This is a genomic window from Sphingosinicella sp. (genome assembly GCF_041916975.1).
In the GTDB taxonomy this organism is placed as follows: Bacteria; Pseudomonadota; Alphaproteobacteria; order Sphingomonadales; family Sphingomonadaceae; genus Sphingosinicella.
Genome location: NZ_JAYRYK010000001.1, coordinates 690278 through 714091 on the forward strand (window position 1 = coordinate 690278; position 23814 = coordinate 714091).

At 64.6% G+C, this 23814-nt stretch carries 20 protein-coding genes and 1 tRNA gene; 4 read left to right on the plus strand and 17 right to left on the minus strand.

Features of this window, described 5'->3' with window-relative positions:
* Positions 1-82: 82 nt before the first annotated feature.
* Complete coding sequence (locus ACE3TJ_RS03270) at positions 83-853, minus strand: LuxR C-terminal-related transcriptional regulator (RefSeq protein WP_374593801.1); 771 nt, start codon at positions 851-853, stop codon at positions 83-85.
* Between the two features lie 229 nt (positions 854-1082).
* On the opposite strand from ACE3TJ_RS03270, the gene ACE3TJ_RS03275 reads away from it, so the two are divergent.
* Positions 1083-1838 (plus strand): DUF1134 domain-containing protein, encoded by a 756-nt coding sequence (locus ACE3TJ_RS03275; RefSeq protein WP_374593803.1) that lies wholly within the window; start codon positions 1083-1085, stop codon positions 1836-1838.
* Between the two features lie 12 nt (positions 1839-1850).
* On the opposite strand, the gene ACE3TJ_RS03280 is transcribed toward ACE3TJ_RS03275, so the two are convergent.
* From ACE3TJ_RS03280 to dapA, 8 genes are all read right to left on the minus strand, one after another.
* Positions 1851-2723, minus strand: coding sequence for a MarR family transcriptional regulator (locus tag ACE3TJ_RS03280; RefSeq protein WP_374593805.1), 873 nt, complete (start codon positions 2721-2723; stop codon positions 1851-1853).
* Positions 2724-2840: 117 nt separating this feature from the next.
* A complete protein-coding gene (locus ACE3TJ_RS03285) occupies positions 2841-4322 on the minus strand; it encodes a serine hydrolase domain-containing protein (RefSeq protein WP_374593807.1) in 1482 nt (493 codons plus the stop codon).
* 106 nt (positions 4323-4428) lie between these two features.
* Positions 4429-4505 (minus strand) — tRNA-Pro (locus tag ACE3TJ_RS03290).
* 45 nt (positions 4506-4550) lie between these two features.
* Positions 4551-6587 carry a M13 family metallopeptidase gene (locus tag ACE3TJ_RS03295; protein WP_374593809.1) on the minus strand — a complete coding sequence of 679 codons (2037 nt, stop codon included), beginning with the start codon at positions 6585-6587 and terminating at the stop codon, positions 4551-4553.
* Positions 6588-6757: 170 nt separating this feature from the next.
* Entirely contained in the window at positions 6758-7402 is a 645-nt protein-coding gene (locus ACE3TJ_RS03300) for a sulfite oxidase-like oxidoreductase (RefSeq protein WP_374593811.1), read from the minus strand.
* A complete protein-coding gene (locus ACE3TJ_RS03305; protein WP_374593813.1) occupies positions 7374-7946 on the minus strand; it encodes a DUF2062 domain-containing protein in 573 nt (190 codons plus the stop codon). Before ACE3TJ_RS03305 ends, ACE3TJ_RS03300 begins: the two co-directional genes overlap by 29 nt.
* 8 nt (positions 7947-7954) lie before the next feature.
* Complete coding sequence (gene smpB / locus ACE3TJ_RS03310) at positions 7955-8440, minus strand: SsrA-binding protein SmpB (RefSeq protein WP_293778240.1); 486 nt, start codon at positions 8438-8440, stop codon at positions 7955-7957.
* Complete coding sequence (gene dapA / locus ACE3TJ_RS03315; RefSeq protein WP_374593816.1) at positions 8440-9321, minus strand: 4-hydroxy-tetrahydrodipicolinate synthase; 882 nt, start codon at positions 9319-9321, stop codon at positions 8440-8442. Before dapA ends, smpB begins: the two co-directional genes overlap by 1 nt.
* An 89-nt stretch (positions 9322-9410) precedes the next feature.
* Between dapA and ACE3TJ_RS03320 the strand changes: the two genes are divergently transcribed.
* Both ACE3TJ_RS03320 and greB read left to right on the plus strand, forming a co-directional pair.
* The gene (locus ACE3TJ_RS03320) at positions 9411-11468 is read left to right on the plus strand and encodes a lytic transglycosylase domain-containing protein (RefSeq protein ID WP_374593818.1); all 2058 of its coding nucleotides are present in this window, start codon (positions 9411-9413) and stop codon (positions 11466-11468) included.
* 16 nt (positions 11469-11484) lie between these two features.
* Positions 11485-11970, plus strand: a complete 486-nt coding sequence (gene greB / locus ACE3TJ_RS03325; RefSeq protein WP_374593820.1) for a transcription elongation factor GreB — start codon at positions 11485-11487, stop codon at positions 11968-11970.
* On the opposite strand, the gene ACE3TJ_RS03330 is transcribed toward greB, so the two are convergent.
* The 3 genes from ACE3TJ_RS03330 to aspS form a co-directional block, all read right to left on the minus strand.
* Positions 11960-12919, minus strand: coding sequence for a hypothetical protein (locus ACE3TJ_RS03330; protein ID WP_374593823.1), 960 nt, complete (start codon positions 12917-12919; stop codon positions 11960-11962). The genes greB and ACE3TJ_RS03330 overlap by 11 nt on opposite strands.
* Before the next feature lie 69 nt (positions 12920-12988).
* Complete coding sequence (locus ACE3TJ_RS03335; protein WP_374593825.1) at positions 12989-13783, minus strand: polyphosphate kinase 2 family protein; 795 nt, start codon at positions 13781-13783, stop codon at positions 12989-12991.
* Positions 13784-13787: 4 nt separating this feature from the next.
* The gene (gene aspS, locus ACE3TJ_RS03340; RefSeq protein ID WP_374593827.1) at positions 13788-15575 is read right to left on the minus strand and encodes an aspartate--tRNA ligase; all 1788 of its coding nucleotides are present in this window, start codon (positions 15573-15575) and stop codon (positions 13788-13790) included.
* A gap of 101 nt (positions 15576-15676) precedes the next feature.
* Between aspS and rnd the strand changes: the two genes are divergently transcribed.
* On the plus strand, positions 15677-16840 hold the full coding sequence (gene rnd / locus ACE3TJ_RS03345; protein ID WP_374593829.1) for a ribonuclease D: 1164 nt from the start codon (positions 15677-15679) through the stop codon (positions 16838-16840).
* 169 nt (positions 16841-17009) lie between these two features.
* On the opposite strand, the gene ACE3TJ_RS03350 is transcribed toward rnd, so the two are convergent.
* The 5 genes from ACE3TJ_RS03350 to ACE3TJ_RS03370 all read right to left on the minus strand — a co-directional run bounded on the left by ACE3TJ_RS03350 (position 17010) and on the right by ACE3TJ_RS03370 (position 23764).
* Positions 17010-18521, minus strand: coding sequence for a Ppx/GppA family phosphatase (locus ACE3TJ_RS03350; protein WP_374593831.1), 1512 nt, complete (start codon positions 18519-18521; stop codon positions 17010-17012).
* 69 nt (positions 18522-18590) lie between these two features.
* The gene (locus ACE3TJ_RS03355; RefSeq protein WP_374593833.1) at positions 18591-20753 is read right to left on the minus strand and encodes an RNA degradosome polyphosphate kinase; all 2163 of its coding nucleotides are present in this window, start codon (positions 20751-20753) and stop codon (positions 18591-18593) included.
* Positions 20740-21375 (minus strand): chromosomal replication initiator DnaA, encoded by a 636-nt coding sequence (locus ACE3TJ_RS03360; RefSeq protein ID WP_374593836.1) that lies wholly within the window; start codon positions 21373-21375, stop codon positions 20740-20742. The genes ACE3TJ_RS03355 and ACE3TJ_RS03360 overlap by 14 nt, the downstream gene beginning before the upstream one ends.
* Positions 21372-22466, minus strand: a complete 1095-nt coding sequence (locus tag ACE3TJ_RS03365) for an AI-2E family transporter (RefSeq protein ID WP_374593838.1) — start codon at positions 22464-22466, stop codon at positions 21372-21374. Before ACE3TJ_RS03365 ends, ACE3TJ_RS03360 begins: the two co-directional genes overlap by 4 nt.
* Positions 22463-23764 carry a heavy-metal-associated domain-containing protein gene (locus ACE3TJ_RS03370; RefSeq protein ID WP_374593840.1) on the minus strand — a complete coding sequence of 434 codons (1302 nt, stop codon included), beginning with the start codon at positions 23762-23764 and terminating at the stop codon, positions 22463-22465. The genes ACE3TJ_RS03365 and ACE3TJ_RS03370 overlap by 4 nt, the downstream gene beginning before the upstream one ends.
* Positions 23765-23814: the final 50 nt, after the last annotated feature.

A 23814-nucleotide genomic window follows, 5' to 3' on the forward strand; every position in this document is an offset into this window, starting at 1 on the left:
TATCGGCCGTCAATCGGCGCCGACGCGCACCGAATTTTCCGTCTTGGCCTCCACTTCGTCTACTTCGCGGAGGTGGGTGGAGCTAAGCTGCCAAACCTAGATAGCCCAATTGCGCGGCCTTGAAGATCGTCTGGCTGCGGTTCACCGCGTCCAGCTTCTCGCCCGCGTTCTGGATGTGGAAGCGCACGGTGGCGTGGCTCCGCGCGAGGATCAGGCTGATTTCCTTGTCGGTCTTGCCGACCGCTGCCCAGCGCAGGCACTCGACCTCGCGCTTGGTGAGCTGGCAGTCCATCGGCAGCCACTTGCGCGTGCGCATCAGCTTCACGTAGCCCGCGAGGAAGCGGTGGACCCACACGCCCCATTCGTCGGCGAAATTCTCGTAAACCTCTGAAAGGTCGCTCTGATTCCGCGCAGATCCGATCACCGCAACGCCGATCTGGCCGAACGGCAGGTGCACCGGGATCACCACGGCGGCGTGGCACATCGCGCGCTTGTCGAAGTTCGAAAGGTCGATGCCGTCAAGGTACGGGTTCGGCTGCTGTGTACGGAAGCCCTCCTCGTTCGCCCAGAACGGCTCGCTTTCATAGCGGCAGGCCCGAAGCAAAGGAGAGCTGAGCGCGACGCGATGTTCGCTCCACTGCCGCTCCTCGTCGCTCACGAAGCCGAAGACTTCCGAAGAGAGCGTGTTCCCCTCGTCGTCCACCATGGGCCGCTTCGAGCAGATATTGTCGGTGATGGCGATCCGGAAGGTCGGCGCGTTGCGCTCCACCATGTCGCGCAGCGCTTCCGAAGCGGGTCGAATGTCGCTCATGGTGCGTACCGAAACGCGTGCAATATCATCCTGCAACGTCACGTTTCTCTCCCCAGTATGGCCGTCCGCTGCCGAGTCGGACTCATTTAGTCCATATTTCAACATGCCATGCGCCGGGTGACAAGGGTGTGACGCATTCTAAGTATCTGCGGTTCAAGCGGGGTTCAGCCGTGCGGCTTTCAAGTAACGCTGCGGCAGGCGCCATTGATTTCGGGGACTCCCCGTCGCATGGTCTGTCCGAAACCGACAATGAAGCGGGAGATGCAGGTTGATGTTTCGCATGGGTAGGGCCGGATTGGCAGTGTTCTCGATGATGCTCCTCGCGGCGACGGCGCGCGCGCAGGATGCCAATGCCGATCTGGCACCGGTGCCCGGGAGCGAAGCCGCGTATGGCACGATGTCGGCCGAAGTGCCGCCGTCGACCGCACCCGCGGCTCAAACGCCCGCATCCCCGCCGCCTCCGCCCCCCTCGGCGCAAAGCGGCGTTCCTGCCGCGCCTGCCACCAATGCCGCGCCCGGCGTCGTCGGTGACGGCGACCTGCAGCCCGTGTTCAGCCAGAGCGAGGTGCTCACCGCTGCCGAGAACGTCTTCGGGCGCGGCGCCGAAGGCCTCGCGCGCATGATCGAAACGGTCTTCAAGGATCTCGGCCAGCCCAACGCCTATATCGCCGGCCGCGAGGGCGGTGGCGCCATCGGCGTCGGCGTCCGCTATGGAGAGGGCAAACTCTACCACAAGGTCGAAGGCGAGCAGCCGATCTACTGGCGCGGCCCCTCCGTGGGCTTCGACGTCGGCGCCGACGGCAGCAAGACCTTCATTCTCATCTACAAGCTCTACGATACCGAGGAGCTGTTCCGCGCGTATCCGGCAGCAGAGGGTAAGGCCTACATCATCGGCGGCCTCTCCGCCCAATATGTGCAGCGCGGCGACGTGGTGATCGTGCCGATCAAGCTCGGCGTCGGCTGGCGGCTCGGCGTCAATGCCGGCTACCTGCGCTTTTCCAAGAAGAAGAGCCTGCTGCCCTTCTAGCTTCGGCGAACCTCAGATCGCGCCGCCGTCGACGAGCGTGATGTAGCGCTCCATCGCCTCCGCCGCTTCGTCGGAAAGGTCGATGAAGCTCCGGCGTCCGTCCCCGGGGTCGCTGCGCCGCGCCAGCATCCCGGCGTCGGTCATGCCCTTGATCCAGCGGAGCGCCGTCGTTGTCGGCACATCGGCGGCGATGCACAGGCTGGACACGCTCACCTGCTTGCCTTCCAGCCGGGCGGCGGCAAGGTCGAGCATGATATCCCACGCCGGATCGGCGAAGAGTTCGGCCGGAAAGAACTGCTTGCGCACCTGCCGCTTGCGGATGATCTCCCGAAGGCTCCGTGCGGTCTCGGCGGCGCTGCGGTCTGTTGCGACCGCCGGCAGCAACGGCCCTTCCTTCATGCTGGCGAGGCGCGCGAGCTGATCGGCGATGCGGCTCACCTCATCGCTCAGCATACCGATCTGCACGAAAGCGTCGCGTCCCGTCTCGCGAACACCCGCCGCATAGCCCTGCCCGATGTCGATGCGTTCAAGAATGCTCAAGATGTCCTCGGCCTCCAGCGGCCATACGGCCAGTTCGACACCTTCAATATCCATAACGGATATCGCGTCGTCCAACGCATCGTCGTCCAGAATGACTATAACTGGTGCAGTTTTGGACAGAACTCCGATGTCCGCCATTGGCCGCCCCGTCCCGGCGACAAGTCCGGCTTCCACGGCAATGATCAGTGGCAGCTTCGCCAGCGGCGCAGCGAAGAGCGCGGAGACCTCGATCCGCACGTGGCCAACGCCGGCTACATCGAGGCTTGAACGGAGCGTTGTTTCCAGCGTTGGCGGCAGCGCCAACTGGACACGCGGTGGTCCCGCCGCGGAAAAGGTTTCGGTCATACGCTTCCCATAACACCACACGGGAAGCAGTGCTCGCCCGTCATATTTCCGAACCTGACCAACAGCGCTGATATCAGGCGGAGGTGCGCAAGAAAATCGTGAATCGGCGCGCCGCGCTCACGGCTGCTTTGTAAGCGACAGCCAATGAGCGAGGGCATTACGAACACGGGCGTTATCGGCATCCCCGATCGCGGTTGCGCTGCCGCGCAGCGTCGCGCCGTCCAGCTTGAGTGCGAGATGGACGAAGTAGCTGTAGCGACCGACATCGGGATTCGGGATACGCGCACTGAGGTCGCCCTCGAAAAAATCTCTCTCGAACCGTGCCTTGGATACAAGCGTCGGCAACTGGTTGCCGAACGTCGCACGGATCAGGCCGTCACTCTGAAAGACGAGCTCGATCGGCATTTCCGTTTCGGGCGTCGAGAGCGTGCCTTTCCATGTTCCCGCCAGATCGGGCGTTGGCGAAAACGGCGGCGTCTTGGGCTCTACGGGCGCAGGCGAAGGTTTCCAGCCCGGCAGCATGATCGCGGCAATCTTGTCGGCGATGATCCGCGGCGCAGCGCTGCTGGAGTTGGTGAGAACCACAATGGCAACATTGCGGTCGGGGAAAAGCTGCATGATCGTGGCGACACCCGCCATGCCGCCCGTATGCGACACGACGCGGCAGCCATCCTTTGTCCGCACGTTAAAGCCGATGCCATAGCCGCTCCCTTCCTCACGGTCGGCCTGGGGATCGATCGGACGGTGCATGTCATCGATCATCGCCGTGCTGAGGATCGGCTTTTGTCCCGGCAGACGGTTCTTGAGGTGGAACCCCGCGAAACGGACAAGATCGTGCGCGCTCGAAAAGACAGCCGAGCCGCCGGGGTGGTCAAACGTATAAAACGGGATCGGTTGTCCGTTCCGGTCGTAACGCGTCGCCGTATATGGCTCGAGCCCCGCCCCGATATCGATTGTCGTGCGGGTCAGCCCGAGCGGCAGGAACACTTCCCGGCGCATGAAATCCGCATAGCTGCTTCCCGAAACACGGCTGATGATATGGTCAAGGATCCCGAAGCCAAGGTTGGAGTACTGGTATCGGTCCCCCGGCGCGCTCACGAGATTTGCATAGCGCTGGATGGTTTCGCCCATCGGCGGCCGGGCCACCGCTTCATCCGCGTAGAAGAACTGGTAATGCAGCGGCAGGCCGGCCGTATGCCCTGCGACGCGCCGTACAGTCGCGGCCCGTTCATCACCGACACGCGCCGTCAACCCCACGTTGCCGAGATAATCGTTTGCGGGGCGGTCCAGATCGATCTTGCCGTTCTGCACGAGCGTCATCAGCCCAGTGGTCGTGATAGGCTTCGAAATCGAAGCGAGCGAATACATCGTATTTGCATCCGCCGCTATCTGCCTCTCGCGATCAGCCCAGCCGAAGCCCTCCTCCCATACGATCTTCCCATCTTGCATTACTGCAACGGCAACCGAGGGTACGCCATTCTCGACAAGCTGTTCCCGAATGGCGATGCGGACAGGATCGAACCGATCGGCCTGCGCGGGGATAGCATAAAAAAAGAAAATCACCGCACCGACGAACCGGCACATCAGCGTAGACTTCATTCCACTTCTCTCCCACCGCCTATATTTTCAATAATTGAAAACAGCATGGATAAAAGGGAAAAAGGGATGAGAGGCCGCAGCCCATAAAATCATCCGAAATCGAAAATGGTCGGGGAGACAGGATTCGAACCTGCGACCCTCTGCTCCCAAAGCAGATGCGCTACCAGGCTGCGCTACTCCCCGACGCCGGGAGCCGTCCATGACGGGACGGCTCCCGCGCGTCAAGGTTTACCAGATGCGAATGCGCTGATCTTCGGGCAGGTACAGCTTCTGGCCCGGCTTTGCGCCAAAGGCCGGATACCAGGCATCAAGGTTGCGCACGGCGGTCGGCCGCCAGTTGCCGGGCGTATGCGGGTCCGCCGCGAGTTGTTGCTGGAGCTGGGCGTCGCGGTACTTTTGCCGCCAGATCTGCGAGTAGCCGAGGAAGAAGCGCTGGTCGCCGGTGAAGCCGTCCAGCACCGGCGCAGGCTTGCCGCCGAGCGACGCCTTGTAGGCGTCGTAGGCGACGGTGAGGCCTGCGATGTCGGCGATATTCTCGCCGAGCGTCAGTTCGCCGTTGATGTGTGCGCCGGGAAGCGGCTCGTAGGCGCCGTACTGTGCCACCACCTGATCGGTGTAGACCTTGAAGCGCTTCACGTCCTCGGGCGACCACCAGTCGGCGAGCTTGCCGGTGGGATCGTACTTGCGACCCTGATCATCGAAATGGTGCGTGATCTCGTGGCCGATCACTGCACCGATCGCACCATAGTTGACCGCCGGGTCGGCGTTCGGGTCGAAGAACGGCGGCTGCAGGATGGCGGCCGGGAACACGACCTCGTTCATCGTGGGGTTCGCGTAAGCGTTCACCGTCTGCGGCGTCATGAACCACTCGTCGTGGTCGATGGGTTTCCCGAGCTTGGCGAGGTTGCGGTCGTACTCGAACGCTGCCGCGCGTTTCGCATTGCCGAAGGCGTCGCCGGGTTCGATTTTGAGCGCCGAATAATCGATCCACTTCACGGGGTAGCCGATCTTCGGCTTGAACGCGGCAAGCTTGGCGCGGGCCTTCACCTTCGTCTCGGGCGTCATCCACGCGAGGTTTGCAATGCGCGCATCCATCGCGGCGATGAGGTTGCGGACGAGTGTGTCGGCCTGCGCCTTCGCTTCCGGCGTGAAGTATCTGGCGACGTAGAGCTCTCCCACCGCCTCGCCAAGCGCGCTGTTCACAGAATCGACGCCCCGCTTCCAGCGCGGCTGGATTTCGGGCGTGCCCGACAGCGCCGTGCCCTCGAACGCAAAGTTCTCGTCCACAAACGCCTTGGGCAGCAGGGGCGCTGCATCCTTCAGGGTCTTGAAGGCAAGCCAGTCGCGTAGCGTAGCCATGTCGGCCTCACCCATGATCTTCGCCATGCCCGCAAAGCTGCTCGGCTGGCTGACAATGAATTGGCTCTGGCTGCCGAGACCTGCCGCGGCGAAGAAGGCGTTCCAATCGAAGCCCGGCGCCTTCGCGGCAAAATCGACCTTCGACCACTTGTTGTAGGCCTTGTTGGAATCGCGGCTGTCGACGACAGTCCAGTGCACTTCCGCGAACTTGTGTTCGAGGTCGTAGATTGCGGCGGCCTTCTTCGCCGCTTCGCCCGCCGAAACGCCGGAAAGCACGAACATCCGCGCGATGTGCGCCTTGTACTTGTCGCGCGCCTCTGCGTAGTTCGGATTATCGACAAGGTAGTAGTCGCGGTCCGGCAACCCGATGCCGCCCTGATAGAAGACCGGCACGTAGCGGTCGGGCGCCTTCTCATCCTGGTTGATGTAGTAAAGGAACGGCGATGGGCCGTAGCTGCGTAGCGCTTCGCCGAGCGCCGCCGCGAACGCAGCCTTCGAACCAATACCGGCGACCGCATCCAGCTCCGCCTTCACCGGCGTAATCCCCTTGGCTTCGATCGCCGCCTCATCGAGGAAGCTGGCGTAATAATCACCGACCTTCTGGCCCACCGAGCCCTTGCCGGCGTGGCTGACGGCCGCGCCTTCGATGATGGTGCGCGTCCGCTCCTGGCTGAGATCGCGGAGCTTGGTGAACATGCCGTAGTTCGAACGGTCGGCGGGAATCTCCAGGTTGCGCAGGTAGGCACCACCCGCAAAGCCGATGAAGTCGTCGCCTGCCGGAATGCTGCGGTCCATGCCCGCCTCGTCGAAGCCCCAGCTGCCGATTTCCGGTTTGTCAGCGGCAAACGCCGGCGCGCACGCCAGCAGGGCCGCCGTGGCGGCGGCCGTCGCAAAAGTCAGTTTCATGATGGATAGTCCCCGAAACGGATGATCATGCCCCAAGCCTTAAGAGGCTCGCGCGCACGCGCGCTGCATGGATTCGATGAACTGCCGATTCTGCTATACGAACGTCAAACTGCCGAGCCGTTCGAGCAGGGTCGGCCTAAAAAGGTCAACACTATTCAGCCTGATGCCGGTCAGCTGTAGCGCTGCTCCAGCCACGGATCGCCGACATTGTGGTAGCCGCGCACTTCCCAGAAACCTGGCTTGTCTTCGGCCGTGAAGCTGATGCGCTTCAGCCATTTGGGGCTTTTCCAGAAGTAGTAGCGCGGGATCACGAGCCGCGCTGGGCCGCCGTGTTCGCGGCTGATCGGCGCACCGTCATGCGTATGCGCGACGAGGCAGTCCTCTTCGAGGAAATGCGCGTACTCGACGTTCGTCGTGTAGCCGTCGTAGCTGGTGAAGAGCACGTGCTTCACTTCGCCGAGCGGCTTCACGACATCGGCGATGTGGCGCGTCGATACGCCGTTCCAGCGGTTGTCGTACCGAGACCACTGCGTGACGCAGTGGATGTCGGAGACGTCCTCGCTCTGCGGCTGCGCGAGAAAGGAGCCCCAGTCCCATGTCACGGGATTTTCGACAGCGCCGTCGATCACAAGCTGCCAGTCGGCTTTCGACACATCGGGCTGGATGCCGAGATCGAGCACCGGCCAGTTTTCCACAAGGCGTTGCCCCGGCGGCAGGCGATCGATGCCGTGTTCGGCGGTCTTGCCCGTCAGCAGGCGTCCGGCGCGCGCCCACGCCTTCTTGGTTTCAACCAGCTTTTCCCGGAACCCGTCCATCGCCGTCTCCCGTCCGCCGCGCATCCCGCTTCCGCCGCGCTTCCATTCGCTGATGAATCCACAGCCGCCATATAGCATGAATGCCGAGGTAGCCGATCACCGCGCCGAGCGTGGCGATCGTGAACAGGCCGATCGCGGTGGGCAGCGGCGCATTGGTGAGCACCACGCTCAATTCCTCGAACCAGTGATCGGCATTCATGTTGGCGAGGCCGCCGTCCTGAATCCGCAGCATCCAGCGCCCGATCTCGTAGGCGCCGAGATAGATGAAGGGCGTCGTCAGCGGGTTCGAGATGAAGGTGACAAAGGCCGCAACCGGCAGGTTCGCACGGCACGGCACGGCGAACAGCGCCGCGGCGGGTGCCTGCGCAAAGGGAATCGAGAGCCCGAAGAACATGCCGAGCGCCACGCCGCGCGCCACCGACTTGCGGTTGAAGTGCCAGATGACTGGATTGCCGATGGTATTGGCAAAAGGCCGCATCCAGCGGTTTTCCACCATCGCCTCTCGCGAGGGGCGCTTATCTTTCAGCCACTTTATGAGCCGCATCGAAAACCCTAACCGCGATCCCTGAGGATGCGCGCCTGATCGCGCTTCCAGTCCCGGTCGCGCTCTGTCGCCCGCTTGTCGTGCAGCTTCTTGCCTTTGGCGAGCGCCAGTTCGACCTTCGCACGACCCCGTTCGTTGAAATATATGGAGAGGGGCACCAATGTCATCCCTTGCCGGGCGACGGCACCGTGCAGCTTGGCGATTTCACGGCTGTGCAGCAGCAGCTTGCGGGGCCGGCGCGGCTCGTGGTTGAAGCGGTTGCCGTGGCTGAATTCGGGAATGTTGGCATTGATCAGCCACACTTCCTCGCCGTTCACTTCGGCGTAGGACTCCGCGATCGTGCCCTCGCCGAAGCGCAGCGACTTCACCTCGGTGCCGGTAAGCGCGATACCGGCCTCGAAGACGTCTTCTATCGCATATTCGTAGCGGGCCTTGCGGTTTTCAGCGACGGTCTTGACCTTGCTGAAACTGCCTGCCCGTTGCGGGCGCACCATCAAGCGATCCCGGCATGGGCCATCGCAGCATCCACAATGCGCCGTGAGGCCTCTCCGGCTGGGACCATCGGCAGACGCAGCTCTTCACGCAGCTTGCCGAGCTTCGAAAGCGCATATTTCGCTGGGCCAGGGCTTGCGTCGGAGAAGAGGCCGGCGTGCAGAGGATAGAGCCGGTCCTGAAACGCGAGCGCATCGTCCCAGCGCTTTTCGCGGCAGGCGGTCTGGAACTCGGCACACAGACGCGGAGCAACGTTCGCCGTCACAGAGATGCAGCCGTGCGCACCCGACGCCATGATGCCGAGCGTCATATCGTCGTTGCCCGAAAGCTGAATGAAGTCGTTGCCGCAGGAAAGCCGCTGTTCCGAAATGCGCTGAAGCACACCGGTCGCATCCTTCACGCCGACGATGTTCGGAATCTCCGAAAGCCGCTTCATCGTTGCGGGCGTAATGTCCACGATGCTGCGTCCGGGGATGTTGTAGAGGATGATCGGCAGACCGGTCGCCTCGGCGACCGCCTTGAAGTGGCGGTAGAGCCCCTCCTGATTGGGCTTGTTGTAGTAGGGGCTGACGACGAGCGCCGCATCCGCCCCTGCCTTCTCGGCGTGGCGGACGTGCGAGACCGCGCACGCCGTGTCGTTGGAGCCGCAGCCCGCGATCACTGGCACCCGGCCGGCAGCCGCCTTGATGCAGGCGGCGATCACGGCATTGTGCTCTTCGATCGTCATCGTGGCCGATTCGCCGGTGGTGCCGCAAGGCACGAGGCCGGTGCTGCCTTCGGCGATCTGCCAGTCCACAAACGCCTCGAAGGTGGCAAAATCCACCGACCCGTCGCGGAACGGGGTGACAAGTGCCGGAATGGAACCGTAAAATCTCGCTGTCATGCTACTCTCGCCCGTTGCCTCCTCGCGCGCCGCTCACGCAGCGGCCGCAGTCGGCCTGTTTGTGGCGTCATAGGAGGCTCGGAAAGTCTGTGTCCAGTATTACCAGCGTTCTTATGCGATTTGCCCTGCTTTCGGCGGCTACGCTCGTCGCGCCGCCCGCCGTTGCCCAGTCTCGTGTTGATGCGGATGCGTTGAAGGCGGGTCTGGAAGCGCAGGCCCGCCGCGAGTTCCGCCCCGTCTCCGCGATGGGTGTCAGCGGCTCGCCAACCGCGCAGAAGCTGCTGATATGGGATCGGCTGCGGCGTCCGGAATACGCGGCCACGTTCTCGGAGTTCTCCGAATTCCTGCGCGCCAATGCAGACTGGCCGGGCGCCGACGACCTACGCCGCCGCGCCGAGGGCACGATCAGCGACACGACGCCGATGGCAGCGCGGCTCTCCTTCTTCCGCGCGTTGCCGCCGCTTTCAGGCATCGGCCGCTTCCGCCACGCCGAAGCGCTGATGGCGGCGGGTATGACCAACGCCGCCAACACCGAAGCGAAGCAGGCGTGGCGCATGGGCGGCATCGGCCCCGCGCTTGAAAACCAGTTCCTCGCAGCGTTCGGCGGCATCCTCAGCCGCGACGATCACGTGTTCCGCATGGATCGGCTGCTCTGGCTGCGCGATCTCTCCACCGCAACGCGGATGCTGGCCTTCCTGTCGGGCAGCGACCGCACGCTTGCAGAAGCGCGCATTGCGCTACAGCGGGCAGCGGCTGCGAAGGGCGCTGCCTCGGCACCTGCGGCGGTGGATGCCAACCTCGCCATCGGCAAGCTCGGCACCGGTTTCGAAAACGACCCCGGCCTTATCGCCGACCGCAGCGCCTTCCTGCGCGCCAGCGGCAACAGTCTTGCCGCGCGCCAGCTTCTTGCACGCGCCGAAATCGCCCCTGGTAGCGCGGGAGACCGCAACGCCTGGATGACCGAGGTACTGGCGGCAGCACGCGGCGCGGTGAACGACAACCAGAACAGCCTTGCCTTCGAGATCGCCCACAATCACGGTGGCTTCGCCTTCGACCGTGCGCTGACCAGCTACAGCGCGGCCGAGCGCGATACCTTCACCAGCCTCGAATGGCTGGCGGGGTGGACGGCGCTCCACAAGCTGAACCGCGCGCGCGAAGCCGTCCGCCATTTCGAGAATTTCGCGGCGGCTGCTGCGTTCGCGGGCACGCGCTCACGCGGGCACTATTGGGCAGGGCGCGCCGCAGAAGCTGCCGGGCTCACCATCGACGCCAACCGCAATCTCGAAACCGCGGCGCGCTTCCCCCTCACCTTCTATGGCCAGCTCGCCGCCGAACGGCTGAACCGGCCGCTTTCGATTCCCGCAACCGCTGATCCCGCCGTACCGACACCCGAGCGTCAGGCGTTCGCAGCGGACGACCGCGTCGAGGCTGCCCGCCTGCTCGGCATGGCCGGCGACCGGGCGAAGCAGACATTGTTCCTGAAAACGCTCGCAGACGGCGCGAAGACCTCAGCGCGCGAATTCCTCGTCAGCGAACTCGCGCAGCAGCTCGGCCGCGCCGACTATGCGCTGATCGCGAGCCGCGGCGAAATGGTGGACGGGCCGCCCGCAATCCTGCGTTTCGCCTATCCGCAGCTGCCCGTCGGCGGCGTACTGACAAGCAACTGGACGATGATCCACGCGATCACACGCCAGGAAAGCCGCTTCGATCCCACCGCCGTCAGCCGTGCCGGTGCGCGCGGCCTGATGCAGCTGATGCCGGGTACGGCGCGCGAGACGGCGGGCAAGATGGGCACGACCTATCGCCCCGAAGCGCTGACCGGCGACCCCAACTACAACGTCCAGCTCGGATCGACCTACTACCTCAACCTCGTCGACCAGTGGGGCGGCAACCACATGCTCGCTGTCGCCTCGTACAACGCCGGGGCGGGCAATGTGCGCAAGTGGATCACCGCGAACGGCGACCCCCGGCTGCCGAGCGTCGATGCTGTGCGCTGGGTGGAGGAAATCCCGTTCACCGAAACGCGCGGCTACGTGCGCGCCGTGCTGGAAAACGCGGTGGTCTACGACCGGCTCAATCCGTCCCGCGCGGGCCAGCCCTCCACCAACACACTCTCGGCGTGGATCGGCAAGAATCGGCCCGGTTGAGACGATCGTTAGAAAAATGGCTGATATCCCCAACTACATCACGCCCGCAGGCATGAAGGCGCTTGTCGAGGCGCACCGCGCGCTCTTCGAGGTCGAGCGGCCCAAGATCGTCGAAATCGTCTCGTGGGCGGCCGGGAATGGCGACCGCTCGGAAAACGGCGATTACCTTTATGGCCGCAAGCGGCTGCGCGAGATCGACCGTGAGCTGACCCGTATTTCGAAGCGGCTGAAAAATGCCCGTGTCGTCGATCCGGCAAAGCAGCCCGACAAGTCGCGTGTGTTCTTTGGCGCCACCGTCACCGTCGCGGACGAAGACGACCGGCAGCGCACGATCACGATCGTGGGGGAGGATGAGACGGACACGCCGCGCGGCCACATTTCATGGCGCGCGCCGCTCGCCACCGCGCTGAAGGGCGCGGCGATCGGAGACCTGAGGAGCGTCCGCCTGCCGGGGGGCGTGCAGGAGCTTGAGGTCGTCTCGATCGCCTATCCTAATAGTTGAAGCTGTACCGGTACTCGTCGCGCAGTTCCTCGACGCCGAAGCGGATTTCTCCGTCGTTCAGGTAGCCGTCGCGATTGCGGTCTGCCAGACGGGCGAACTCACGGTTGGCGCGCCGTGCCTCGTCCTTCGAAAGCTGGCCGTTGCGGTTGCGATCGAAGTTCCACATCACCCAGTGCTTCGCCGCCGGGTCTTGCCGGAGCCACGGATCGAGCAACGCCCAACCGCTGCCATACTGCGAACCGTAAAAGCCGTAGCCGGGGCGATACCAGGAATCGTAGTCGTAGTGACCGTAGTAGCGGTTATCGAAGTAGAAGGCGCTCGAACCCCACCAGTACGGACGATAACGGTAGCTGGGGCTGGGGCGCACGATCACGACAGGACGTCGATTGTGGTCGCGCCAGCGGTCCCGATCCCTGTCGCGGTTACGGTCGTTATCCCGCCAACGATCGCGATCACGGTCCCGATCTTTGTCCCGGTCGCGCCAATCGTTATCGCGATCCCGATTCCGGTCGCGATCCCAGTTTCGGTTGTCGTTCCGGTCGCGGTTTCGGTCCCAATCACGGCGATCGCCGTCGCGGCCGTCCCGGTCGCGGTTGTTCCAGTCACGACCCGGATTGCGGTTATTGTCGCGATTGTTGTCGCCGTAACGCTGATTGTCGCGGCCGATCACACCGTTCATACGCTGCTGCACGGCCTCCGCCTGTCGCGGCGCTTCCACGCGCGATTGGCGGGGCTCCGGCGTCTCGATCCGGCGGACCTGGCCACGTTCCGGCTGAACAACCCGCGGCGGCCTTGCCTCGGGTGCGCGCGGCGCCTCGCGATTGACCTGCATCCCACGCTCGCGCTGCGAGCGCGGCCCGTCACGGTCGCGATCCTGTGCCATCACCGGACCGGCGAGAACCGCTGCAACCAGCGTACTCGCCATCAAACCTGCTTTGTGAACACGCATTTCGAGCACTCCTGACCCAACGTCGTGGAGATTGCGACTCGCTCGTTGAATGGCGGCTGAAGGCGGGCGTTAGCCGAGGTTCAGCTTCTTGCCGAAAGCAGCCTTCGCCAGCTTCACGATATCGGGCGAAAGCGCAGGCGGTGACAGGTCGAGCCCATCTGAAAGCCGCTCCGCAACAAGGTTCAACGCGGTGATGCGCGCGGTCTTCTTGTGCTCGCCGTCGATGATCGTCCACGGCGCATAGGCCGTGTGCGTGCGGGCGAACATGTCTTCGGCGGCCTCGACATAGGCATCGCGCTTCAGCCGATTGCGGAAGTCCTCCGGCGAGACCTTCCAGCGCTTCGCGGGCGTTTCCAGCCGCTCGACCAGCCGCTCGTCCTGCTCCTCCTGGCTCACCGTGAAGAATAACTTGATGATGACGGCGCCGTCATCGACGAGCGTCTTCTCGAAGGCGTTGATCTCATCGTAGGCACGGCGCCATTCGGCTTCGGTTGCGAAACCCTCGACGCGCTCCACGAGGACGCGCCCGTACCATGTGCGATCGAAGATGTTCACTTCGCCATGCGCCGGCAGCTTCTGCCAGAAACGCCAGAGATAGTGGTGAGCCCGCTCCTCGGCATCGGGCGCCTTGATCGGCTGCACGTCGAAAAAGCGCGGATCCCAAGGTGCGGTGAGCCGCTGGATGAAGCCGCCCTTCCCCGCCGCGTCGAGACCCTCGACCGCCACGATGGCACGGCGACGGCGGCCGATACAGCTTGCCTGCACGGCGGCCAGCCGCTCCTGCACCGTCTTCAGCGCCGCCTCGTAGTCGCCGTTCGAGACTTTCTCGAACTTCGGCAGGCGGTGGAGCGACGGCGCTTTCATCGCCTTACCCCGCCTTGGGTTTCGGCAGGTCGAGCTTGATCGAAAGCTCTTTCAGCTGTCGATCGGAGACACTGGCCGGGGCGTTCATCATCAAATCCTCGGCCTTCTGGTTCATCGGGAACAGCACCACCTCGCGGAGGTTCGGCTCGTCCGCCAGCAGCATGACGATGCGGTCGACGCCCGGCGCCGATCCGCCGTGCGGCGGGGCACCGAACTTGAAGGCGTTGATCATGCCCGAGAAGTTCGTGTCGACCTGTTCCTGGCTGTAGCCGGCGATCTCGAACGCCTTGTACATGATTTCCGGCTTGTGGTTCCGGATCGCACCCGACGACAGCTCGATGCCGTTGCAGACGATATCGTACTGCCACGCGAGGATTTCGAGCGGGTTCTTCGTCTCCAGCGCCTCAAGCTCGCCCTGCGGCATCGAGAACGGGTTGTGCGAGAAGATGACCTGCTTGGCTTCCTCGTCGTACTCGAACATCGGGAAATCGACGATCCAGCAGAACTTGAAAGCCCCCTCCTCGATAAGCCCCAGGTCTTCGCCCACCTTGGTGCGCGCCTTGCCCGCGAGCTTCGCTGCGTCGGCTTCCTTGCCCGCCGCGAAGAACACGCCGTCGTCCGGGCCGAGGCCGAGCGCCGCGATCAGCTTCGCGGTCGCCTCCTCGCCGTGGTTCTTGGCAATGGGACCGGCAGGCACGCCGTCCTTGATGTTGATGTAGCCGAGACCAGCGAAGCCTTCGCTGCGCGCCCAGTCGTTCATGTCGTCGAAGAACTTGCGGCTACGCTCGCCCGCCTTCGGCGCGGGGACGGCGCGCACGACGTTGCCGCCTTCCACCATCTTCGCGAAGATGCCGAAGCCCGAACCGCGGAAGTGCTCGGTAACATCCACGATCTCGATGGGGTTGCGAAGGTCCGGCTTGTCGTTGCCGTACTTCAGCATCGACTCGCGGTACGGAATGCGCGGGAACGACCCCGCCGGGGTCACCGACTTGCCGTTCGCGAACTCCTCGAACACACCCGCGAGCACGGGCTCGATCGCGTTGAACACGTCGTCCTGCGTCACGAAGCTCATCTCGAAGTCGAGCTGGTAGAACTCGCCGGGCGAACGGTCGGCGCGGGCATCCTCGTCGCGGAAGCAGGGCGCGATCTGGAAGTAGCGGTCGAAGCCCGCGACCATCAGGAGCTGCTTGAACATCTGCGGTGCCTGCGGCAGCGCGTAAAACTTGCCGGGGTGCATACGGCTCGGCACCAGGAAGTCGCGCGCGCCTTCGGGCGAGGATGCGGTCAGGATCGGCGTCTGGAACTCGGTGAAGCCCTGCTCGATCATGCGGCGGCGCAGCGAAGCGATGACGTTCGAACGCAGCACGATGTTGCGGTGCAGCCGGTCGCGGCGGAGGTCGAGGTAGCGGTACTTGAGGCGGATATCCTCCGGATACTCGGTATCCCCCGCCACCGGCATCGGCAGCTCGGACGCGGCGGACTGCACCGTCACCTCGGCGGCCCACAGCTCGATCTCGCCGGTCGGCAGGTTCGGGTTCACGGTCGCGTCAGAGCGGGCGACGACCTTGCCGGTCACGGTGAGCACGCTCTCGGCCCGCGCGCCATCGAGCACGGAAAACGCCGGAGAATCCGTGTCGCACACCACCTGCGTGAGCCCGTAGTGGTCGCGAAGGTCGACGAACAGCAGCCCGCCGTGGTCCCGCTTCCGGTGGACCCAGCCCGAGATGCGGGCGGTATTGCCAACATCGGCCTTGCGAAGGGCGCTGCAATGGTGCGTGCGATAGACGTGCATTCTCACTCGATTCCGGTGTTTGTGGCGGGCCAGACACATGCCTGCGCCCTTGTTGTCAAGGCGCTGGCATGGAAGCGCCGACCGCCCTAATAGAACCGTCCATGAAAATCCATCCGCTGATTACCGATACCGAAACGCTCGCCGCCTTCTGTGCCCACCTCGCCACCGCCGACTATATCGCCGTCGACACCGAGTTCATGCGCGAGAACACATACTGGGCCGACCTTTGCCTGATCCAGCTCGCCTCGCCGGAGGAGGCCGCGGCTGTCGATCCGAAGGCGAGCGGCATCGACCTCAAGCCGATGCTCGACCTTCTCGTGGAGTCAGACGTCCTCAAGATCTTCCACGCGGGCGGTCAGGATATCGAGATCATCCACAACATGACCGGCAAGACGCCCTCGCCCGTGTTCGACACGCAGGTGGCGGCGATGGCGCTCGGGATGGGCGAGCAGGTCAGTTACATCAATCTTGTCGCCTCGTTCACCGGCGCCAATCTCGACAAGGGCGCCCGCTTCACGGACTGGGCGCGCCGCCCGCTCGACAAGCGCCAGCTTGATTACGCGATCGGCGATGTCACCCACCTCATCCAGTTGTTCCCGAAGCTGCTTGGTCGCCTGAAGAAAACCGGGCGCGGCGATTGGCTCGACGAGGAAATGGCGCGGCTGACGACGCCTGAAAACTACGTCAACGACCCATCAACCGCTTGGCAGCGCATCCGCCTGCCGAGCCGCAAGGCCGATGCGCTCGGACGGCTGAAGGCGCTCGCCGCGTGGCGCGAGCTTGAAGCACAGCGCCGCGACCTGCCGCGCGGGCGTATCGTGAAGGACGAAACGCTCGCCGACCTCGCCGCGCATCCGCCCGGCGATCAGGAAGCGCTCGGCCGCGTGCGCGGGCTTTCGAAGACTTGGACGACGAACGATATGGGCGCGCGGCTGATGGAGGCGCTGGATGCCGCCGTGCCAATGCCAGAAAGCGAAATGCCAGAGCGCGACGCAGGCAAACCACGCTTAGGATCGGATGCCGTTCTCGTCGCCGATCTCTTGAAGCTGCTTCTGAAGATTCGCTGCAAAGAGGCTGATGTCGCCCCGAAACTTATCGGCAAGGCAGACCACCTCGAAGCCCTCGCCGCGGGTGTCCGCGACGGGTTGCCGCTGCTGAACGGCTGGCGCTACGAAGTCTTTGGCCGCGATGCTCTTGCGCTGGTGGAAGGGCGGCTGAGCTTCGCCGTTCAGAACGGCAAGCTGAGGATGACCGAGATCGCCTGACCCCAGGCGAAAGGTCACAAAGTTTATTCAGAAGCGCATTTTCTTACAGTGTGACTTTTCGCGCGGCTGACACTCGCGCGTATCGAATTTGCATGGACACAGGGCCTACAAAGCCCCTTTCAAAGAGCGGTGTCCAGCTTGCACACGCGTTCCTATTGGGCAACGCTGCCTATGATTTTTCGACAGCAAACACTGCTGTAAGTCCCATTGCCGCCGCCAAAGCTTCGTGCCTGCGGGCAACAGCCTCTGCATAAAGCGGCTGGTAGCGAGGGGTCAGCGTCAGGATGAGTTGGCCGTTTTCCCGGTAGACGCGGCTCTTTTCGAGCGGGCGGGCCGTACCTGCCGTGAGACGCTGACCGAGCCTGAGCGCGAGCCCCCATTTGAAGGCGCGGTTCAGTTCCTCGCGCGACGCGAGCCGGGGCAGGTCGGCGATCGCCGGATCGTTCGCCGAGCCGCCATAGGCCGCGAACAGCGCCGTGCCGAGCAGCGCGCGCTCACGTCCGTCGATCCCGACCCAGTTGCCGTGGAGCGCCAGCTCCAGCCCCCGCTCCGCGCGGAAATCCGGGTGCGCGCGCCATGCCGTGTCCGCAAGCACGCAGGCGACGAGTCGCAGCCGCGTGTGATCGGGCGCTTCCGGCGCGAACATGCCGTTCATCCATTCCATCAGCGCTTCGGCGTGGAGCGGGAAGCGACCCTGAATCGCGGCCTCCTGCTTCGCGGCGGAGACGAGCGGGTCTTCCTTCTGAATGTCCTTCGGCAGGTCCGCGTAGAGGATACCTTCGCGAATACCATAGGACGAGGCGATGACGCCGCTGCTTCCGAGTCGCTTCACGACGGCGCGGAGCAGGAGCGCAGCGCCGGGAAGCTGCGGAATACGCGCCGAGGACAGGCGCGGGATCGCGCGCAGGCGCTTGGGGCTGAGGTTCGGCAGCGCGCGCGCCATGTGGTCGATTCCGGCGATATCCATCGCATACTGGTGGACGACCGGCAGCGGATAGTCGGCGAGATGCATGTGAAGCTGCGCGAGCGCGCGCCACGAGCCACCGACCATGTAGAAGGGAAGCCCCTTCCCCTGCCCCGCCCACTTCACCTCGGCGAGCGCTTTCTTCACCAGCCCCGCCAGCGAGCGCCCGCCTATTTTGCGCGCGGCATCAAGCTTCAGTGCGCCGATGGGCAACGACAGATGGCTGTGCGGCTTGCCCTTCTTCACGCGGACGAGTTCAAGGCTGCCGCCGCCGAGATCGCCAACGACACCATCGGCATTCGGGATACCGGCGATCACGCCGTAGGCGGCAAGCCGCGCCTCCTCTGCGCCGCTCAGTATGCGCACATCGAGCGCACAGCGCTTCTTCGCCATTTCAAGGAAGGCATCGCGGTTCCTGGCATCGCGCACCGCTGCTGTCGCGAAGGCGTGAAGGCGATCGACGTTCATGTCATCGCATAGCAGACGAAAGCGTGTGAGCGCGGCGCGCGCGGTTTCCAGCCCCTCGGGCGTGATCGCGCCGGTATCGGCGACACCCCGGCCGAGCCCGGCCATCACCTTCTCGTTGAACAGCACCAGCGGCGTGCGCCGGTCGCCGCGAAAGGCGACAAGGCGAATCGAGTTCGAGCCGATGTCGATGACGGCGTTGACCGGAATATCCCCGGCCCGACGGCGGTCTTTCGTCGCGCTCAGCGCCATTCGTTTGCCCCTGTCGCCGCACCCGTTTGCCGCAATGCGCTCGGCAATAACGGCTGGCTTCACACGAGTCTATTCGGCGGCGGCGGCAGGAAGGCCCGCGTCCGGTTCCGATAGGTAGAGCCGGGGCACGGGGGCGGCCGCCTTGATGGCGGCACCACGACCCGAAAGCGACGGATTCGTCATGAAATAACGGTGCAGATTGAACGATTCCCCGGGCGAGGCGATGCGTTCATATTTCCCGTCCGGGTGGAGTTCCCACGACTGCTCCGTGTCCTTGAGGTTCGCGAGCATCACCTGATCGAGGATCTGCGCGTGCACCGTGGGGTTCTCGATCGGCACGAGCAACTCGACGCGGCGGTCGAAGTTGCGCGGCATCCAGTCCGCCGACGAGGTGAAGAGCAGTGCCTTGCGCGAGGGTAGCGCACTGCCGTTCGCGAAGGCGACGATGCGACTGTGTTCGAGAAAACGCCCGATGATGGAGCGCACGCGGATATTCTCCGAAAGCCCCCGCACGCCGGGGCGCAGGCAGCAGATGCCGCGGATCACAAGCTCGATGGGAACGCCCGCCGCGCTCGCCTCGTAGAGCTTGTCGATGATCGCCGGATCGACCAGCGAGTTCATCTTCGCCCAGATGCCACTCGGCCGGCCGCCTTCCGCATTGGCGATTTCCGCGTCGATGAGCGCGGTGAGCTTCTGGCGCATCCCCGAAGGCGAAATCGTCATCGCCTCCAGCCCGCGCGGCTCGACGTAGCTCGTCACGTAGTTGAAGATCTGCGCGGCATCGCGGCCGAGCTTCGGGTCCGCACTGAAAAAGCTGAGATCGGTGTAGATGCGTGCCGTCACCGGGTGATAATTGCCCGTGCCGAGGTGGCAATAGGTACGAAGGCTACCGTTTTCACGGCGCACGACGAGCGATATCTTGGCGTGCGTCTTCCAGTCGATGAAGCCATAGACGACCTGTACGCCCGCGCGCTCCAGCGCCGCCGCCCACACGAGGTTCTGCTCCTCGTCGAAACGCGCCTTCAGCTCGACGACCGCGGTCACCGACTTGCCCGCCTCCGCCGCGTCGACGAGTGCGCGGACCACGGCGGACTGCTTGCCGGCGCGGTAAAGCGTCTGCTTGATCGCGACCACGTCCGGGTCCGCGGCCGCCTGCCGCAGGAAAGCGAGCACGACGTCGAAGCTCTCGTAAGGGTGGTGGACGACGATGTCCTTGGCGCGGATCGCTGCGAAACAATCGCCGCCGTATTCGCGGATGCGCTCCGGGAAGCGCGGCGTATAAGGCTCGAACTTGAGGTCCGGGCGATCCTCCTCGACGAGCTGCGCGAGGTCGGCGACACCGATGATGCCCGTGACCGGGGTCACGTCACGGTCGTCGATGTGGAGCGCATGTTGAACCATCTGGTGGAGGCGCGGCGGTGTGCCGTCCTCGATCTTCAGGCGGATCACGCGGCCGCGCCGGCGGCGCTTGATCGCGGTCTGGAAGAAGCGGACGAGGTCTTCGGCTTCTTCCTCCACCTCGATGTCGCTGTCGCGGATCACACGGAACACACCGTCGCCCATGATCTTGAAGTTCGGGAACAGGTCATCGGCGAAGATGCGCACCACGTTCTCGAGCGCGATGTAGCGCGCCTGCGCGCCCGGCAGGCGTACGAAACGCGCGAGCGGCGCCGGCATCATCACCAGCGCAAGCAGCTCCTCGCCATCCGATTCGCGTTTCAGCTCCATGGTGAGCGCGAGGCCGCGGTTGGGGATGAAGGGAAACGGGTGCGCCGGATCGATCGCCTGCGGCGTCAACACGGGGAAAATCTGCTCACGGAAATAGGTTTCCAGCCATCTCTCGTCTTCAGGCGACAGCTCGGGGCCTTTGAGGACGTGAAAGCCCGCAACCGCAAGCTCGCTGGAAAGCGCGCGCCACACGTTCTGCTGCTGGCGCATCAGCGCATCTGCGCGATCCGTAACGGCGGCAAGCTGCTGCGCGGGCGTCGCGCCGTCGGGGCTGCGAAGCTCGACCCCCTCTTCCACCTGTCCGTGCAGACCCGCCACGCGGACCATGTAGAACTCGTCGAGATTGGCGCCGGAGATTGACAGGAAACGCAGGCGTTCGAGCAGCGGATGGCGGACGTTTTCCGCCTCTTCGAGCACGCGGGCATTGAATGCCAGCCACGAAAGCTCACGGTTGAAGTACCGCGCGTTGCCGTTCCCGACCGCCTTGATGTTACGTTTCGCCACTTTCGCTTCCGTCCGCCGTATCGCCAAGCAGCAGCGCCGCGCGCACCAGCGGCACGGTCACGGCGCGCTGCCCCGCAAGAGCGGCGGCGTCGATCGCGGCGACAGCGGATGCGGCGGCGGCAAAGCTGCGTTCGATCCGTTGTACCATATACTCTATGACAATTGGTGAAACGCGCAGGCCACGTTCGCGAAAAGATTTTGCAACGATTTCGGCAAGCAGCGCGTCGTCGGGGGCATCGATATGGATGATCCCCGCCGCACCGAGGCGAGAGGCAAGATCGGGCAGCCGCACATTCCATTCGCCGGGCGACGTCCGCGCCGCGACGAGCAGCGCGGGACCACCTGCCTGCGCGGCGTTCCACGCATGGAACATTGCATTTTCGTCACGGCCGGGCGCGTCGGTATCGTCGAAAATGCGCACAGCGCCGGGATGCCGCCCCGCGAAAAGCCGCAACAGGTGGCTCTTGCCCGAGCCTTCGGGGCCGACGACGATCAGCGTATGCGACGGCCAATCCGGCCAGCGGTCGAGCATCGCAACCGCAGCAGCATTCGCCTCCGAAATGTAGAAATCCGCTTCCCCGTCGGCCGACCGGTATTCGAGTGGCAGCGCGAACTGGCTCATGCGGAAAGGGTCACGTCCTCTGGCGGCGACTCGTCGTCCAGAAAGAGCGGGCTTTTCAGATACTCGCCGAGCAGCCAGCGCATGACGACGCCGAGAACCGCGGCGACCGGCACAGCCAGGAACACGCCGAGGATGCCCAGCAGTTCGCCGCCCGCGAACACCGCGAACAGCACCCACAGCGGATGAAGCCCGATGCGGTTGCCGATCAGGTTCGGCGTCAGCACGGTACTTTCCAGAAGCTGCCCGACGAAGAAGATGCCCACGATGAGGCCAAGGTGCAGCACGTCCGGCCCCCACTGGCCGAGACCGACGAGCAGCCCAAGCCCCACCGAGACGACGACGCCGAGATAAGGCACGAAGCCGAGCACACCCGCGAGCGTGCCGAGCACGAGCGCGTAGTTGAGGCCGATCAGGCTCCAGCCCACCGAGTAGAAGATCGCAAGCGACAGGCAAACAAGCGACTGGCCGCGCACGAAGCCAGCCAGCGCGGCATCCGATTCGCCGAGCAACCGGCGGATCGTGCCCGCACAGCGCGATGGCCACCACGCGTTGATACGTGTCGTCAGCGCATCGTAATCGCGCAGCGCATAGAAGGCGACGACAGGCATCATCACGAACAGCGCGAGCAGGTTGAAGACCGCAAGGCCGCGGCTGAGGATGCCGCTCGCAAGCGTGCTGAGCCACGCTGCGGCGCGGTGCATCAGGTCGTTGCTGAGCGTTTCTATCGCAACAACGTCGCCAGCCGCATCCGAAAGGCGCTCGACCAGAGGTCCAAGCGACTGAATGAGTTGCGGCAGGTTCTGCACAAGTTGCTGGAACTGCGCAGCCACGAGCGGCGCCATCGCGAGGATCAGCAGCGCGAACACGCCGAAGAAGCCCACGAGGATCAGCATCGCCGCCACCCAGCGCGGAACACCGCGCTGCTCCAGCCTGTCCGCCACCGGGTCGAGCAGGTAGGCAATGACAAGCCCGGCGATGAACGGTCCGAGCACGCCGCGTGTCGCATAGGCGAACCACAGGATGATCGCGGCGACGAGAATCCAGCGGATCGGAATTCGCCGCCGACCGCCGAGGACGGCGCCCTCACTCACCGTTCGTTCTCCGAGGGCATCAGGTCGCGCGGTCCGTCGCTTTCGGTGACGGCATCGTCGGCGACCGGCAGCGACGGCAGCGCGACCGCAGGGCGCGGCAGCGGCGCCTCGCCTTCCGCGCGGCGGCGAAGCTGGCTGCCATCGAGACGCCAGCCGCGCTGATCGAGCGCGTAGCGAAGCATCGCGTAATCGACCGTGTGATTGATGCGCACCTGCGACATGCCACCGATCGAAAGCCCGAGCAGCGTGACGCCGTCCACCTCGGGCACGCCGCCGAGCGCGGCCTCGATCGCATTCCAACTCGCTGCATCGGGCGTCGCGACACTGACGGTGGTGCCCATCGAACCCAGCGATTCCGCCGGATCGAGCAGCGGCGATACAGAAACCGGTTCCAGCGCCAGTGTCAAAGTCGGGTCGGCGCGCAGCACGCCGGACTGAAGCGCGCGCGCATAAGCGGAATCGATCCGCCGCACGGCGGTGTCGAGCATCGCATCAAGCTCGCCCGCGGCCCCGGCGCGCAGACGGAACCGTGTCAGCACGGCCGAATCCGGCCCATGCCTGGCAAGGAAGGTGCCGACGATAGGCCCGCCCGGATAGGTGCGGTCGAGCCAGGCCTCCGCCACCAGAACATTCTCCGCACCATAACGCGACAGGATCGAGCGCCAGAGGCCGCGGTTGTCGCGCCGCGCCTGCCAGCCGGTGAGCAGCATCGCGTCGGACGCGCTGCCACCAGCGCGGACATAGGAAATCGGGCTCGAATCCGTGCCGAAGCGTGACCACGCCTGCAGCCACGGCGAGCGGCCTTCATAAACCGAGGTCACACCGCCGTCCGCGAGCACCGGCAGCAACAGCATCGGCGCGGATTGCAACACGCGCGCGTTCGCAGGCAGCCGCTCCCCGGCGCGGACACGGTCGAACACGACGCCGAGCTTGCCGACGTAGCGCTTGTCGGAAAAATGCTCGCTCTGAACCTCGACGCCGCTCACCATCCCCTCGATCGCGCTGTCGGGCAGCTTGGGCGCGCCCGAGGCGGCAACGCCCGTCATCCGCGCATAAAGCTGCGGCCACGCCTGCCGCGCCGCCTCGCGGAACGCGGCGACACGCGCAGCTTCCGCAGAGCCCGCAACCACATCGACATCGATATCGCTGACGAGAAACGCGCTGCCCCCGGCTGCGGGCGCTTCAGCGGGCGCTTCTGGGCGATCGCCATCCTGCGCAAGCAGCGGCACCGCGACGGCCGCCGCAAGCGCCGCAAGCGCGGCCGCCATCCATCCGTTGAGCTTGCGTTTGAAGGTCACGGCGCCTCTATGCCAAACGCGGCGCGAATTGGGAGTCGAATATTTCTCGC

What these genes read in the sequence shown, in the direction of transcription:
- ACE3TJ_RS03275 (WP_374593803.1), top strand. Translation starts at nt 1,083, where the DNA reads ATGTTTCGCATGGGTAGGGCCGGATTGGCAGTGTTCTCGATGATGCTC.
- ACE3TJ_RS03280 (WP_374593805.1), bottom strand. Translation starts at nt 2,723, where the DNA reads ATGACCGAAACCTTTTCCGCGGCGGGACCACCGCGTGTCCAGTTGGCG.
- ACE3TJ_RS03285 (WP_374593807.1), bottom strand. Translation starts at nt 4,322, where the DNA reads ATGAAGTCTACGCTGATGTGCCGGTTCGTCGGTGCGGTGATTTTCTTT.
- ACE3TJ_RS03295 (WP_374593809.1), bottom strand. Translation starts at nt 6,587, where the DNA reads ATGAAACTGACTTTTGCGACGGCCGCCGCCACGGCGGCCCTGCTGGCG.
- ACE3TJ_RS03300 (WP_374593811.1), bottom strand. Translation starts at nt 7,402, where the DNA reads ATGGACGGGTTCCGGGAAAAGCTGGTTGAAACCAAGAAGGCGTGGGCG.
- ACE3TJ_RS03305 (WP_374593813.1), bottom strand. Translation starts at nt 7,946, where the DNA reads ATGCGGCTCATAAAGTGGCTGAAAGATAAGCGCCCCTCGCGAGAGGCG.
- smpB (WP_293778240.1), bottom strand. Translation starts at nt 8,440, where the DNA reads ATGGTGCGCCCGCAACGGGCAGGCAGTTTCAGCAAGGTCAAGACCGTC.
- dapA (WP_374593816.1), bottom strand. Translation starts at nt 9,321, where the DNA reads ATGACAGCGAGATTTTACGGTTCCATTCCGGCACTTGTCACCCCGTTC.
- greB (WP_374593820.1), top strand. Translation starts at nt 11,485, where the DNA reads ATGGCTGATATCCCCAACTACATCACGCCCGCAGGCATGAAGGCGCTT.
- ACE3TJ_RS03330 (WP_374593823.1), bottom strand. Translation starts at nt 12,919, where the DNA reads ATGCGTGTTCACAAAGCAGGTTTGATGGCGAGTACGCTGGTTGCAGCG.
- ACE3TJ_RS03335 (WP_374593825.1), bottom strand. Translation starts at nt 13,783, where the DNA reads ATGAAAGCGCCGTCGCTCCACCGCCTGCCGAAGTTCGAGAAAGTCTCG.
- aspS (WP_374593827.1), bottom strand. Translation starts at nt 15,575, where the DNA reads ATGCACGTCTATCGCACGCACCATTGCAGCGCCCTTCGCAAGGCCGAT.
- rnd (WP_374593829.1), top strand. Translation starts at nt 15,677, where the DNA reads ATGAAAATCCATCCGCTGATTACCGATACCGAAACGCTCGCCGCCTTC.
- ACE3TJ_RS03350 (WP_374593831.1), bottom strand. Translation starts at nt 18,521, where the DNA reads ATGGCGCTGAGCGCGACGAAAGACCGCCGTCGGGCCGGGGATATTCCG.
- ACE3TJ_RS03360 (WP_374593836.1), bottom strand. Translation starts at nt 21,375, where the DNA reads ATGAGCCAGTTCGCGCTGCCACTCGAATACCGGTCGGCCGACGGGGAA.